Origin of the sequence: Leclercia sp. CFBP8987 (assembly GCF_034044995.2) — a bacterium.
Taxonomy (GTDB): domain Bacteria; phylum Pseudomonadota; class Gammaproteobacteria; order Enterobacterales; family Enterobacteriaceae; genus Enterobacter; species Enterobacter tamurae.
This window is the reverse complement of sequence record NZ_CM188255.1, coordinates 1,165,355-1,178,882: the sequence shown is the minus strand read 5'-3', so window position 1 is coordinate 1,178,882 and position 13,528 is coordinate 1,165,355. Positions and strand designations below refer to the sequence as shown.

The window sequence follows — 13,528 nt, the reverse complement described above, 5'->3', positions numbered from 1 at the left end:
CTCAGGTACTGGCGCGGGAAATAAAGTGCCAGTTCATCATCACCCGCTCGGTGGGGGCATCGGGGTTGTCGATTTTATTCAGCAGTAGATCGACCGCCTTGCGCCCGATATCCCGCGACGGCTGCTCGATAGTGCTGAGCTGCGGGGAGACCATCTCCGACAGCTCGGTGCCGTCGAACCCGACCACCGCGATATCCTGCGGCACGCGTAACCCGGCCTTTTCGATAGCGCGTAACGCTCCCGCCGCCAGGGTGTCAGACACCGCAAACACCGCATCCGGGCGCGGTTCAGCCGCCAGCAGTCTGGTCATCGCCGCCATCCCGGCCGCCGCGCTGAGATCGCTGGCGTACTCAATAGCCTGATACGACAGATCCCGCAGGTGCAGGACGCTTTTGTAGCCCCGCTCGCGCAGACGGGCATATTTGTAGCTCAGGTCGTGGTTGATCAGCGCAATCCGTTGACGCCCACCGTCCGCCAGACGGCTGACCACGTGCTGGGAGGCATCGACATCGTTGATCCCGACGCAGGAGACCGCCCCGGCATCGGCGTATTCGGCGCACTGCACCCAGGGCGCATCGCCAATCAGCGCCGCCAGTTCGGTGAGGCGGGTAAAGGCATCCATGGTGATAATGCCGTCGACCATTTTGCCGGTCAGCAGGCTCAGCCCCGAGCGGGAGCGTTCAATATCGGAGCCGGAGTTGCACAGCAGAATGCGGTAGCCGTTTTTCTCCGCCTGCTCCTCAATACCCTTCACTACTTCGGCGCAGAACGGGTTGGCGATGTTAGAGACCATCACCAGGATCATATAGCTGCGCGAGGTGCGCAGTTGACGAGCGAGAAGATTGGGCTGGTAGTTAGCCTCTTTAATCGCCTGCAAGACGCGATCGCGGTTTTTGGCTTTGACGGTATCGCTGTTATTCAGCACGCGCGATACCGTCGCCACCGAGACGCCCGCCAGTTGGGCGATTTTCTGAATTGACATAGCGACGAGTGATCCTGCAGTTAGCGTTTGCAGCAGGCTACCATAAATTTGCTGCCCGGCGTAACGGGCAGCCTGTTACTGCGCGACGCTGACCCAGCGCTGCTGCTGATGGCTTTTTACTATCGCGTCAATGATATACATCACGTTCGCCCCGTCGTGGAAGGTGGCAAACAGCGGTTTTTCCGGCATGGTACCCGCCTGCACCGCGCGATAAAACTGCGCCATCATGTTCTTAAAGGCGTCCGGCCAGCCCTCAATGTGGCCGCCCGGGAAGTGGGCGCTGTCGGCCACGTCGCGGTTCATCAGGCCCGGATCGTCCGTCAGAGTCTGATTGGCCTGCGCGCGATGGCCCACCCACAGCCGCTGGGGCACCTCCTGATCCCAGGCCACGGAACACTCGCTACCGTTCACCTCGAGGCTGAGGCGGTTTTTCCGTCCGGCGCTGACCTGCGAGACGGTAAAGCTGCCTTTGCTGCCGTCGTCGAAGCGGAACAGCACCGAGCCGAAATCCTCGGTGGTGACGGGCTTGTCTTCATACACCGCATCGCCCGCCTGGCTGAAGGTCTGGTTCCCGGCCACGTTGGCCTTGCGGGTCGGCCAGACGATAGAGAGGTCGGCCATGACTTCAGTGATGCGCCGTCCGGTCAGGAACTGGATGGTATCGCACCAGTGGGAACCGATGTCCGCCACCGCGCGAGACGCTCCCCCGAGCGCCGCGTCGACCCGCCAGTTGTAATCCGTTTCCAGCAGCATCCAGTCCTGCAGATAACTGCCGTGGGCAGCAAACAGTCGCCCCAGCGTGCCCGCCTCTACCATGCTCGCCGCCTGGCGCACCATTGCAAACTGGCGATAGACAAAGCTCACGCCGTGCACCACGCCCGCTTGCTCCGCCAGGGCCACCAGTTCCCGCGCCTCGTCCGGGGTCATGCACAGCGGTTTTTCCGAGAAGACATGCTTCCCGGCGCGCAGGATCTGGCGGTTGATCCCGGCATGCAGATGGTTGGGCGTGCAGTTGTGCACCACGTGCAGATCCGGGTGGGCCAGCAGGGCGTCCACGTTGCCATAGGCGTGGGGAATGTTCAGCGCCCGGACTTTCTCTTCGGCCTGCGCCTGAGAGCCGTCGCACAGGGCGACGACCTGCACAAAGCCGAGACGGCGCAGGGCTTCGATGTGCGCCGGGCCAATAAAACCGCTGCCGATAATGCCGACGTTAATCATGAAGTTCTCCTGCAGCGAAATCGTCAAACGCCCGATCGGAAACCGGAATAATGTGGCGGGAGATAAACTCGCGACCTTCCCGCGCCCCGGTGTCGCCATCCTTCAGGCAACACTCCCACTCCAGCACCGCCCAGCCGTCGTAGTCGTACTGGGTCAGCTTGCTGAAGATGCCCTTGAAGTCGATCTGTCCGTCACCCGGGGAGCGGAAGCGCCCGGCGCGGTTGATCCAGCTCTGGTACCCGCCGTACACCCCGCTGCGCCCGTTGGGGCGGTACTCGGCATCCTTGACGTGAAACGCCTTGATGCGGGTGTGGTAGTGGTCGATAAAGGACAGATAATCCATCTGCTGCAGCAGCAGGTGGCTCGGATCGTAGAGGATATTGCAGCGCGGATGGTTATCCAGAAGCTGAAGGAAACGTTCGAAGGTGACGCCGTCGTGCAGATCTTCGCCGGGGTGGATCTCATAGCAGACATTCACCCCCTGCTCGTCGAAGGCGTCCAGAATCGGCCGCCAGCGGCGGGCCAGTTCATTGAAGGCCTCTTCAAAGCGCGCCTCGTTATGCGGCGGCCAGGGGTACATGAACGGCCAGGCCAGCGATCCCGAGAAGGTGGCGTGGGCGGTTAACCCGAGCCGGGCCGAGGCCACCGCCGCCTTTGTCACGATATCGGTAGCCCACGCCTGGCGGGCGGCGGCATTGCCGCGCACCGCCTGCGGGGCAAAGTTATCAAACGCCTCGTCGTAGGCCGGGTTAACGGCGATCAGCTGCCCTTCGAGATGAGTGGAGAGCTCGCTGATGACCAGCCCGTGCTGGGCCAGTTTGCCGCTGATGTCGTCACAGTAGGTCTGACTTTCAGCCGCCAGCTCCACGTCAAAAATTGCCTTATGATTGCAGGGAATTTGCAGCGCTTTATAGCCCTTCTTCGCGGCCCAGCCTGCCAGCCCGTCGAGAGTGTTAAACGGCGGTTGCCCACCGATAAACTGCGACAGAAAAATTCCCGGGCCTTTAATCGTCCTCATACCACCTCCAGAAATTACGCCTTGTCATCTTCATATTTGAACGAGACAAGGAAAACGAGTGCAATCACGGCAGCAGCCACCGCCGGGATCCACCAGAATGTTACCCACGCCTCGGGCACGGGTTGCCCGGCCACCAGACGGTTGTAGAGCGCGCCAGAGATCTGCGAGCCCAGCAGCATGCCGATACCGTAAGTGAACATCACGATCATGCTCTGCGCCTGGCCTTTTACCTTTTCGCCCGCCACGCGGTCGGTGTAGATAAAGCCCACCACAAAGAAGAAGTCATAGCAGACGCCGTGCAGCAGAATGCCGAGGTACAGCAGAATGCGGCCCTCTTCACTTACGCCCATGGCAAACATCGCGTAACGGACGAACCACGCCAGCATGCCGATCAGCAGCATGTATTTCACGCCCAGACGGCGGAACAGCAGCGGGATCACCAGCATAAAGAAGATTTCAGACATCTGGCCGAAGGACATGGCGGTACTGACGTCGGCAATACCGGCATCCGCCAGATAGGAGGCGGTGTAAGCGTAGTAGGTGCCCAGCGGCACGGAGATCAGCATCGCGCACAGGCAGAAGATAAAGAAGTGACGGGTTTTCAGCAGGGCAAAGGCGTCAGCGCAGAACAGATCGCGTATCTGCACCGGCATCCCTTTGGCCGGCGCTGGCGTGTGCGGCAGCGTCAGGCTGTAGAGCGCCAGCAGAACGGAGCTGGCCGCCGCCACGTGGAAGATGGTAACACTGGAGGCCACGCCGGTGACGCCGATAAAGATCCCGGCCACAATCCAGCCAATGGTGCCAAACACGCGAACCACCGGGAAGGTCTTGTCGACATTCGCCAGGCTGTGGAAGGCGATGTTGTTGGTCAGCGCCAGGGTTGGCATATAGCAGAGCGTGTAGCCGAACAGCAGGCCGATCAGCAGCGCGCCATTTTCCGCGATCAACGCGCCCGGTACGAACCACAGGATCGCCGCCCCGGCGAGGTGCATCACCGCCATCACCTTTTGCGAGGCGAAGAAGCGGTCCACCAGCATGCCGAGGACGAACGGCGACAGAATCGAGGCGATCGGCCCGGCGGAGAAGGCATCGCCGATCAGCAATGACATGTTGTGCTGGGTCATCACCAGACCGAGGGTCACCGACCAGCTACCCCAGATAAAAAATTGCAGGAACATCATCAGCGACAGGCGCGGCACCAGCATCCGGTGCTGCCCTATCACCTTTCCACTACTTTCAGTTGTTGACACCATGATCTGCCCCACCCTTAAAAAGTAATCGATTACAAAACCGTATCACATGAAAAGTAATCGATTACAAAATAAAGATCCTGTGAGTTGATTGAGAAGTGCGAAGGGGGTCACGATAAAGATGAGGATAGGTGCGGAGAGGTGCCGGGTGGCGCTGCGCTTACCCGGCCTACTAAATCATAACGGCCCCGAACTTGTAGGCCCGGTAAGCGTAGCGCCACCCGGCATTTGCAGTTATAGCCTTTTGGCTATATTCTGTTATAGCCAAAAGGCTATAAGGAAATAACTATGTGGGAAGTCGAAACAACGGATACGTTTGACGAATGGTTTCATAATCAGAAACAAGCTCTGAAAGAAGACGTACTGGCAGCAATGTACATTCTTTCAGAGTATGGTCCACAACTTGGGCGTCCCTTGGTCGATACTATCAAGGGCTCACAATTTACCAATATGAAAGAGCTGCGCATTCAGCATGCAGGCGATCCGGTTCGTGCTTTTTTTGCCTTCGATCCCGGTCGTAAAGCCATTATTTTATGCGCTGGCAACAAGACCGGAACCGTTGAAAAGCGATTCTATAAACAGATGATCGTCATAGCTGACGCTGAATTCAGCAGGTATCTGGCAAATCAGGAGGCCAAATGGCAACGTTAAAACAACTCATGGCCCAGCAGAGTGAAGAAAGTCAGGAGCGGATTGCCGCTAAAGTTGAGGAGCTGCGTATTATTGTCGCGCTGAATCAACTGCGTGAAGAACTCAATATTTCGCAAACTGAGCTTGCCGCCGCGATGGGGGTTAAACAGCCTACCGTTGCAAAGATCGAACAGCCTGATAATGACCCCCGCCTTTCAACGCTTAAACGCTATGTTACTGCTCTGGGGGGCGAAGTGAGTATCGATGTCACCCTGCCGACCGGTAAGCGGGTGGCGTTTCATTTTTAACAAAATGGCCTGCAATCGCAGGCCATTTTCAGGATTAACTCGCCTTCCGCCGTGACAGTTTGAACGCCGCAAACAGGAACACAATCCACACCGGCAACAGAATGGCCGAGGTGCGCATGCCGTCCATGGTGCACATCAGCACCAGGATCATCGCCAGGAAGGCGATACAGATGTAGTTCCCCGCCGGGTAGAGCAGCGCTTTGAACTGGGTCTCACGCCCTTTGCGACGCATCGCCGCACGGAAACGCAGGTGCGCCAGGCAGATCATGATCCAGTTCAGCAGCAATGTCGCGACCACCAGCGCCATCAGCAGGCCAAAGGCTTCGTGCGGCAGCAGGTAGTTGACCAGCACCACCAGGGAGGTAATGCCCCCGGAGAGCAGCAGGGAGTTCACCGGCACGCCGCGACGGCTGACGCGGGTTAAAAACTTCGGCGCGTTGCCCTGCACCGAGAGGCCAAACAGCATCCGGCTGTTGGAGTAGACGCCGCTGTTGTAAACCGACAGCGAGGCCACCAGAATCACAAAGTTGAGCGCCGAAGCCACCACGTTGCTGTTCAGATCGTGGAAAATCATCACAAACGGGCTGCTGTCGGACTTCACTTCCACCCACGGGTAGAGCGCCAGTAACACCACCAGCGAACCGATATAGAACAGCAGAATACGGTACACCACCTGGTTGACCGCTTTCGGGATACTTTTATGCGGATCCTGCGCTTCGGCGGCGGTAATGCCGATCAGCTCCAGCCCGCCAAAGGAAAACATAATCACCGCCAGCGACAGCACCAGCCCTTTCCAGCCGGTGGCGAGGAAGCCGCCGTGCTGCCAGAGGTTGTCGATGGTTGCCCGCTCGCCGCCGTGTCCGGAGAAGAGCAGCCACAGGCCAAAGCCGATCATGCCGATGATCGCCAGCACCTTGATTAAGGCGAACCAGAACTCGGTCTCACCGTACAGGCGCACGTTCACCAGGTTAACGGCGTTAATGATGATGAAGAACACCGCCGCCCAGATCCAGGTCGGCACGTCCGGGAGCCAGTACTGCATATAGATGCCTGCGGCGGTCAGCTCTGCCATGCCCACCAGCACGAACATCACCCAGTAGTTCCAGCCGGAGAGGAAGCCGGCAAACGGGCCCCAGTATTTATAGGCAAAGTGGGCGAAGGAGCCGGACACCGGCTCTTCCACCACCATCTCGCCGAGCTGGCGCATGATCAGAAAAGCGATAATGCCCGCGATGGCATAACCCAGCAGCACGGCCGGGCCGGCCATCTGAATAGCGGGACCGATGCCGAGAAACAGCCCGGTGCCGATGGCGCCACCGAGGGCGATAAGTTGAATATGTCGGTTCTGTAAACCACGATGCAGCGTCGGTGTCTGTTCCGACGAGGCTTCAGCAACACCATTGCCTGAAGCGGATGACGCGTTTTTCACGTCTGACCCCTGTCTCTTTTTATGGAAGGGGCACCTTTTAACACTTCAGGCAGACGGGAGCAAGTTAAACGCCGGGCAACGGTTGCTGCCCGGCGAGAGGCGATCACGAACCGATAATGCCGCCGTCCGCTCTGGTGATGACCACCGTCGAGGCGCGGGGACGCCCTTGCGGATTGTTGTCCGGCCAGTTAGAAACGGCGCGCGGGTTAGCCGGGTCGGTAATGTCGTCCCCGCCCTCCCCCGGATGCTGAATATTAATAAACAGCGTGCGGTTGTCCGGGGTGAAGGCAATGCCCGTGATTTCGCAGCCGCGCGGGCCCGTCAGGAAGCGGCGATACTCGTTGGTGCCCGGAATGGTCGCCACCATCTGGTTATTGCCCATCCCCTCATACGCTTTCTTGTTAATGGTGCTGGAGGAGACGTCGGTCTGGATCCAGAGCACGCCCTGATGGTCAAACGACAGGCCGTCCGGGCTGCCAAATTCGGCACCCTTCATGCTGCCCTTCGCCTTTTCATCAACGGTGTCCGTGCGCCCGGCCAGCACCAGGATGTCCCATTTGAAGCGTAACGCCGCAGGATCGCCGCCCTCTTCGTGCCAGTGCATAATGTGGCCGAACGCGTTGTTTGCTCGCGGGTTGGCCGCATCCACCGGCGCTTTGCCCTCTTTGCCGCGATCGCTGTTGTTGGTCAGGGTGCAGTAAACGCTGCCGCTGTTATGGGGATCGACCGCAATCCATTCCGGACGATCCATCTTCGTCGCCCCCACGGCGTCGGCCGCCAGACGGGTTTTAACCAGCAGATCGCCCTGGCTTTCGAAGCCTTTGCTCTTATCCAGGCCGTTCTGGCCAAACACCAGTGGCAGCCACTCGCCGGAGCCGTCGTCGTTGAATCGGGCGACGTAGAGCGTGCCCGCGGTCAGCAGCTGCAGGTTGGCGTCGCGATCCGCCGGATTGTATTTATTGTCGGAAACAAATTTGTAGATGTACTCAAACTTCTGGTCGTCGCCCATATAGGTGACCACGCGCTTATCGGCGGCCAGGGTGACGGCGGCGCCTTCATGCTTGAAGCGCCCCAGCGCGGTGTGCTTGCGCGGCGTGGAGTCCGGGTTGTAGGGATCGATCTCGACCACCCAGCCAAAGCGATTCGGCTCGTTGGGGGTTTTGTCAACGTTGAACCTGTCGTCCACTTCGCTCCAGCGGTAGGATTCATCGCTATCGCTGATGCCGTAGCGCTTCTCCAGGGCGTTACGCTCGCCTTTCTTGACGAAAATATCTGACCAGTTCTCTTCGCAGGTGAGGTAGGTTCCCCAGGGGGTGTAACCGTTGGCGCAGTTCTGCATGGTGCCCAGCACCCGCTCGCCCTGAGGATCGGCGGCGGTTTTCATCAACGTCTGCTGACGCGCCGGGCCGGTGAGCTGCATCGGGGTGGTCACCGTGATGCGGCGGGCAAAGCCGGAGGGACGCACCACTTCCCAGTCGCTGCCGCTCTTTTTCACTTCGATAATCGACACGCCCATGGCGTTCTGGCCTTTGCGCGCTTTATCCAGGTTCCAGCTGGCGGTACCGTCGGTAAAGAGCATGCCGTTGTCGATGTACTCGTGGTTCATCGCCAGCAGGCCGTGACCGGGATTCTCCTCCCCTTGCGGCAGGCTAAACCACGCCATGCCGTCATGGTGCATGCCCGCCTGCGCCGCCTGCTCGTCCGCCGTGTTGCTGGCGTCAAATTTGAATTCAGGCATATTCCCCTTGATGCCGGTGGCATCGCCCCAGCGGTAGAAAGGCCGCGCGATATAGCCCTCGGGCACCCTGACCGTATCGTCGGTCGAGACCGGAATGCTGGTAAAGCCGAGCGAGACCGCTTTGCTCAGGGCTGAAGGCTGTGAAACCGCGGCCAGGGCGTTTTCAGGCTTGAGTAAAAAGGGGAAGGAGGCAGCGGCACCGGCAACGGCGCCCATCTGCAGGAAACGTCGGCGGGAGAGGAACATCTCCGCCACGCTGGAAAATACCGGGTTAGCACTGGGATTGCTGACATCGTCGCGATGTTCTTTTTTAAATACGGACTTAAGAGGTTTACCCACGATGGCTTCCTGTCTTTAGGCTAAGAAATGACAAAGTGGGAACACTATAAGAACAATTGATTACATTTTTATAACAGTCGAGAGGTGGGGCATCCCTGCCCCGATAACGAGGGTCGAACTCAGAACTCGTAGCCGACGGAGACCTTAAAGGTGCGCGGCTCACCCTGGAACAGGTAAGTGCCGCCGTCGTCCACGCTTGACCAGTAGTTCTCGTCGGTGACGTTTTCAATCCCGGCGCGAACGGTCATCTGGTTCTGATCGTTGTTCACCGCGAAGCGATAACGCATGCCAAGATCCAGGGTAGTGTAGCTGTCCAGCTTTTTGCTGTTGGCCAGATCCGCATACTGCGAACCAGAGTGGTTCATGCGGGCGATGGCGGTCAGACCATCGACCGGCTTGATGTCATACTCCGCGCCGAGCACGCCGTAGAACGACGGGACGCCAATGGCGTCGTTACCCTGGTTAACCCCGTTGTTGGTTTTGGTCAGCTCCGCCTGCAGCCAGGTGGCGCTGGCGTTCAGACGCAGGCCCAGCATCGGCTCGCCAAAGACGTTCAGCTCCACACCGCGGTTACGCTGCTCGGCATCCAGACCGTAATATTTGGTCTGGCTGTCGAGAATGGCGGACGGCATTTTGATCTCAAACAGCGCCAGCGAGCCGCCCACGCGACCAAAGTCGGCCTTCACGCCCACTTCGTTCTGCTTAGAGTGGACGATACCGGTGCTCTGGCCGTAGTTGATCGCGGTGTTAGGCGCGGTTTTACCCGGCTGCAGCGCCTCGGTGTGGTTGGCATACAGTGAGATCTCGTTCCACGGCTTGTAGACTACGCCATAGGTCGGCATCCAGCGGTCGCCGTCGAAGCTGTCGCCCGCGTTTTCGATGCCGGTCACTTTGTTATAGCCGCGGATCACCACCTTCTGATGACGGGCCCCGACGGTGAAGAGCAGTTTGTCATCCAGCACGCCGAGGGTATCGCTCAGCAGCCAGCCCTGGGTGCGGGTGCGGCCGCTGGTCAGCGGATCGCTGTAGTTACCGCCCGCCCCGTTGGAGTTGGTGCTCGGCGGCGCGTCCACGCCGGTGTTGTGGTAGATGTTGGTCACCGGGTTATCCTTCGCCGCCGACATCTTCCACGCAATTTTCTCGTTTTTGGTCATCGCCGAGTAGCCGACGTTAACCTTGTGGGTTACAAAGCCGGTGGCAAAGTTACCGCGGATGCCCGCCATGCCGCTTACGCTGTCGCTGATGCGGTTGGTATCCAGGCGGGACGCGGTGGCTTTGCCGCTCCTGTCGACCAGCTTCGCCCCGCTGTACAGCCCCTCTTCATGGGCGTGCTGGGCACCGAGACCGGTATAGGCGGTCCAGCTGTCGGTGATGTCGTACTCGCTGCGCCACATGCCGAATTCGTTTTCGATGTTGCTGTAGGCCCATTTCTGCGAGTAGTTGCGATCGTTTTTCGGCGGCTCAGGGACGAAATCCACCCCGGAGATGTTGACCCCGGTCTCGGAGCCGTGGAAGGTTTTCTTCTGATACCCCATATCCACGGAGGTGCGGAAATTCTCCCCGGCATAGTCGAGGCCGGTGGAGAGCAGCGTGGTGCGACGACGGTCGTTAGCGACCGGCGCTTCGCCTTCACGGTGCACCACGTTGACGCGGGCGCCAAACTGGTCGCTGTCGCCGAAGCGACGACCGGCATCAAGAGTGGTACCGATCTGCGAATCTGAGGTGTAATCGACGCCCACTTTCGCCTGCGGGGTTGCGCCCGCGTGTTTTGGCTCAAGGTTGATCATCCCGCCGACGCCGGAGCTGGCCGCGCCGTTCATCAGGGAGTTAGCGCCTTTGAAGATCTCAATTCGCTCCACCATCTGCGCGTCCACCACCTGACGCGGCAGCACGCCGGAGAGGCCGCCGAAGGTCATGTCATCCCCGTCGAACTTCAGGCCGCGAATACGGTAGCTTTCCGCGCTGTTGCCGTAGCCCTGCACGGACTGGACGCCCGCATCGTTCGCCACCACGTCGCCAATGGTCCGCGCCTGCTGATCTTCCACCAGTTTGGAGGTGTAGCTGATGATGTTAAACGGCACGTCCATCGCATTTTGCTGACCGAGCATCCCCATACGTCCGCCGTTCGCCACCTGCCCGTCAAGGAAGGCCGGCACCAGTTGGTCGCCGCCGGATTTAAAGTCGCTGGCAGCGGACTGCACCACGATGGTCTCTTCTTTTTTGCTCTCGGCCGCCACGGCGGAATGAGCGATTGCGCCAATGGCGAGGGCCAGCAGCGTTTTGTTCATTTTTCTGGTGTGGTTCATGATTAACTCGTTCAAAGTACGCGCAAAATGGCCCGTTTCCGGGCCTTAATTGTTATGGGAAAAAATTACTTCAGGGCGATACGCACAACGCTGTCCGGCCCGTTGGTAGAGTGGTCTTTGTTGAACGCCTGTTTAACGGTGACGTACAGGGTCTGACCGTCCGCCGACAGCAGCAGGCTGTTCGGATTCGGCGGCAGATCCCAGCTCTGCTTCACGGCATAGGTCTTAGCATCGAGGCTCAGCAGCTTGCCGCTTTCGCGCTGGGTGATGTACAGCTCGTTACGCGCCGGGTTGAATTTCACCCCCATTGAATCGCCGACATCCAGCTGCTTGATCAGCTCGCCGGTACGGATATCCAGCACCAGGGTGGTTTTGGCCTTCGAGTTGTCGGTCACGAACAGGCGACCCGTCGCGTTGTCTTCCGCGAGGTTCAGCAGCAGCGCAGGTTTGTCCCCGAGCGGCTTCCAGCGTTTTTCGATGCGGTTGCTCTTAGGGTCGAGCACCAGGATTTCACCCCCACCGTTCGCCACGTAAATGCGCTGGGTTTGCTCAGACCACATCAGGCCGGTGACCCACTGGCCCGCATTTTTGATGGTCTTTTTCAGCTTCAGCGTGTTGGCATCTACCACCCAGATCACCGCCGGATCGGCGACGCCGCCGATGTACAGCACGTCGTTATGCAGCAGCACCTGACGCGCGCCGTACGGGTAACCCTCTTTGTTGCGCTCGGTAAACAGCAGGCGTTTTTTGACCTTGCCGTCAGCGGTGCTGATGGCGCTGATCCCACCGTCCAGCGAGTTAGTGGCATAGAGGGTCTGACCGTCTTCAGAGAGTGCGAGGGCGAAGTTTTTCAGATCGGTATGACTGCGACCAATGGTCTTCAGGGTCGTTGGATCGAGCTTGTAGACCACGCCGCCCTGCACGTCCTTAAAGCCTTCTGAGCTGGCAACGTACAGCGCATCGCCTTTCGGGCTCAGCACCATTTCGTACAGGCCATCCGCCAGATCGCGTTTTACCACGTTGGTTTGCGCGGGGGCGGCAGGTTTCGGGGCATCGGCAGCGGGCGCGGTTGTCGCCGTGTGCTGTGCGGCGCAGCCGCTAAGGGAGACGGCGACAAGCAGCGCCAGGGCGGACAATTTCTTGGTCATCAGGGACATCCTTTACCGTGCAAATCAAATTTGAGGAGGACGCCTGCGTCGCATAATGGTTGCGATTATGGTTAGGGTTTCAGGCCGTCAGGCCAGTGCAGCGTCCACCGATAACACTCAGTGTTCCGTGTGAGATCTGCACTCACTGTTGATGCGGGATAGTCCCTACGCGCCCGCAAACACTAAAGAGAATGAGAACTATACTCATTATCCATCTGTAATCAAGTGTAAACAGGGGCAACAAAGTAAAAAAACGATGAGAAAACAACCCAGAGGGGGCGAGACTATCCTTTGGTACTGCGCAACGGCGCCGGGAGTGGCGCCCCCACTATCGGCGTCGGGCTGTCCGACAGGGCCGCCATCCCCAGCGCCGACGCAATCCCGCTTGCGATGGTCTCATCGGAAAACGGCACGTTGCCATTCTCCTGATGAATAATGGCCTTACTCAGCGCGGTTAAGACATCTGGCGAGGCCACATCCAGCCGGGTGGTCGGGGTGACGCCCAAGGCCTGACTGACGTTCTGAATGTACGCGGTCGTATTGTTATTGTCCTGCGGCGGCGCCCAGCGGTTAATAATTTTACTGATGGTATCCAGCCCGCGCCGCTGGTAAGCAAGCAGGTTGACGCCCAGGGCGCGGATGCCGTGTTCCGGGGACGCAAAGGTGGCAAAACGCCCGTCGGTGCCATTCTGCCCCTGCCAGGTGAAGGCCCAACTGGCCTCCAGATTGCCGGGGTTGTTATTGCGGATCCCACGGATACCCCCGACCGACGACCATGCGGGCCCGGTGCGGCTGTTGCGGTACTGAGGTAAGCGGTTCATCAGCGCGAGCTGATTTTCACGCCAGCCCTGCAGGCTGGCGTACTGCCCCAGTTGCTCAAACGAGGCGGGCGTGGCGGTCACCGAGGCATGACGGCGGTCGGCAGGTTGCGGTGAGCTTGCCGCAGGCTGGGCGACGATCGGCTGCGCAGAATGGGTTAACTGCTGAAAAGAGGCGGGTACGCTGGTCTGCGTCATTCCGGCTGACGACGGCTGCGCCGATAGCGTGGCCACCTGCTGCGGGCTGCTAATCTGCTGCTGTTCATAGTAATGCGCAATACCGGACATCATTCCCTCTTCATATTCACCCGACATCCGCGCAGGGGCTGCCAGCGCGTTCGGCG

Annotated in this window: 11 protein-coding genes; 2 read left to right on the top strand and 9 right to left on the bottom strand. The window is 59.3% G+C overall.

Features of this window, described 5'->3' with window-relative positions; genetic code table 11:
• Window position 1 precedes the first annotated feature (1 nt).
• The 4 genes from SOM40_RS05490 to SOM40_RS05475 all read right to left on the bottom strand — a co-directional run bounded on the left by SOM40_RS05490 (window position 2) and on the right by SOM40_RS05475 (window position 4,471).
• Entirely contained in the window at window positions 2–982 is a 981-nt protein-coding gene (locus SOM40_RS05490) for a LacI family DNA-binding transcriptional regulator (RefSeq protein WP_106992243.1), read from the bottom strand.
• Between the two features lie 75 nt (window positions 983–1,057).
• Window positions 1,058–2,200, bottom strand: coding sequence for a Gfo/Idh/MocA family protein (locus SOM40_RS05485; protein ID WP_320530657.1), 1,143 nt, complete (start codon window positions 2,198–2,200; stop codon window positions 1,058–1,060).
• A complete protein-coding gene (locus tag SOM40_RS05480) occupies window positions 2,193–3,218 on the bottom strand; it encodes a sugar phosphate isomerase/epimerase family protein (protein WP_261642101.1) in 1,026 nt (341 codons plus the stop codon). Before SOM40_RS05480 ends, SOM40_RS05485 begins: the two co-directional genes overlap by 8 nt.
• 14 nt (window positions 3,219–3,232) lie before the next feature.
• A complete protein-coding gene (locus SOM40_RS05475; protein WP_106992240.1) occupies window positions 3,233–4,471 on the bottom strand; it encodes an MFS transporter in 1,239 nt (412 codons plus the stop codon).
• A 285-nt stretch (window positions 4,472–4,756) separates the two neighbouring features.
• On the opposite strand from SOM40_RS05475, the gene SOM40_RS05470 reads away from it, so the two are divergent.
• Together SOM40_RS05470 and SOM40_RS05465 are read left to right on the top strand one after the other, a co-directional pair.
• Window positions 4,757–5,119 carry a type II toxin-antitoxin system RelE/ParE family toxin gene (locus tag SOM40_RS05470; RefSeq protein WP_261642098.1) on the top strand — a complete coding sequence of 121 codons (363 nt, stop codon included), beginning with the start codon at window positions 4,757–4,759 and terminating at the stop codon, window positions 5,117–5,119.
• Entirely contained in the window at window positions 5,107–5,406 is a 300-nt protein-coding gene (locus SOM40_RS05465; RefSeq protein WP_225759359.1) for a helix-turn-helix domain-containing protein, read from the top strand. Before SOM40_RS05470 ends, SOM40_RS05465 begins: the two co-directional genes overlap by 13 nt.
• 34 nt (window positions 5,407–5,440) lie before the next feature.
• On the opposite strand, the gene pheP is transcribed toward SOM40_RS05465, so the two are convergent.
• The 5 genes from pheP to SOM40_RS05440 all read right to left on the bottom strand — a co-directional run bounded on the left by pheP (window position 5,441) and on the right by SOM40_RS05440 (window position 13,475).
• Window positions 5,441–6,835 (bottom strand): phenylalanine transporter, encoded by a 1,395-nt coding sequence (gene pheP, locus SOM40_RS05460; RefSeq protein ID WP_166181786.1) that lies wholly within the window; start codon window positions 6,833–6,835, stop codon window positions 5,441–5,443.
• A gap of 103 nt (window positions 6,836–6,938) precedes the next feature.
• A complete protein-coding gene (locus SOM40_RS05455) occupies window positions 6,939–8,912 on the bottom strand; it encodes a PhoX family protein (RefSeq protein ID WP_320530656.1) in 1,974 nt (657 codons plus the stop codon).
• 119 nt (window positions 8,913–9,031) lie between these two features.
• Window positions 9,032–11,218 (bottom strand): TonB-dependent receptor, encoded by a 2,187-nt coding sequence (locus SOM40_RS05450; protein WP_320530655.1) that lies wholly within the window; start codon window positions 11,216–11,218, stop codon window positions 9,032–9,034.
• A gap of 65 nt (window positions 11,219–11,283) precedes the next feature.
• On the bottom strand, window positions 11,284–12,366 hold the full coding sequence (locus SOM40_RS05445; RefSeq protein ID WP_166181783.1) for a YncE family protein: 1,083 nt from the start codon (window positions 12,364–12,366) through the stop codon (window positions 11,284–11,286).
• Between the two features lie 284 nt (window positions 12,367–12,650).
• A complete protein-coding gene (locus SOM40_RS05440; protein WP_414672288.1) occupies window positions 12,651–13,475 on the bottom strand; it encodes a hypothetical protein in 825 nt (274 codons plus the stop codon).
• Between the last annotated feature and the right edge of the window lie 53 nt (window positions 13,476–13,528).

Excerpts from the sequence above, each read along its gene's own strand:
- SOM40_RS05490 (WP_106992243.1), bottom strand. The coding sequence starts at position 982 with ATGTCAATTCAGAAAATCGCCCAACTGGCGGGCGTCTCGGTGGCGACG.
- SOM40_RS05485 (WP_320530657.1), bottom strand. The coding sequence starts at position 2,200 with ATGATTAACGTCGGCATTATCGGCAGCGGTTTTATTGGCCCGGCGCAC.
- SOM40_RS05480 (WP_261642101.1), bottom strand. The coding sequence starts at position 3,218 with ATGAGGACGATTAAAGGCCCGGGAATTTTTCTGTCGCAGTTTATCGGT.
- SOM40_RS05475 (WP_106992240.1), bottom strand. The coding sequence starts at position 4,471 with ATGGTGTCAACAACTGAAAGTAGTGGAAAGGTGATAGGGCAGCACCGG.
- SOM40_RS05470 (WP_261642098.1), top strand. The coding sequence starts at position 4,757 with ATGTGGGAAGTCGAAACAACGGATACGTTTGACGAATGGTTTCATAAT.
- SOM40_RS05465 (WP_225759359.1), top strand. The coding sequence starts at position 5,107 with ATGGCAACGTTAAAACAACTCATGGCCCAGCAGAGTGAAGAAAGTCAG.
- SOM40_RS05450 (WP_320530655.1), bottom strand. The coding sequence starts at position 11,218 with ATGAACCACACCAGAAAAATGAACAAAACGCTGCTGGCCCTCGCCATT.
- SOM40_RS05445 (WP_166181783.1), bottom strand. The coding sequence starts at position 12,366 with ATGACCAAGAAATTGTCCGCCCTGGCGCTGCTTGTCGCCGTCTCCCTT.
- SOM40_RS05440 (WP_414672288.1), bottom strand. The coding sequence starts at position 13,475 with ATGATGTCCGGTATTGCGCATTACTATGAACAGCAGCAGATTAGCAGC.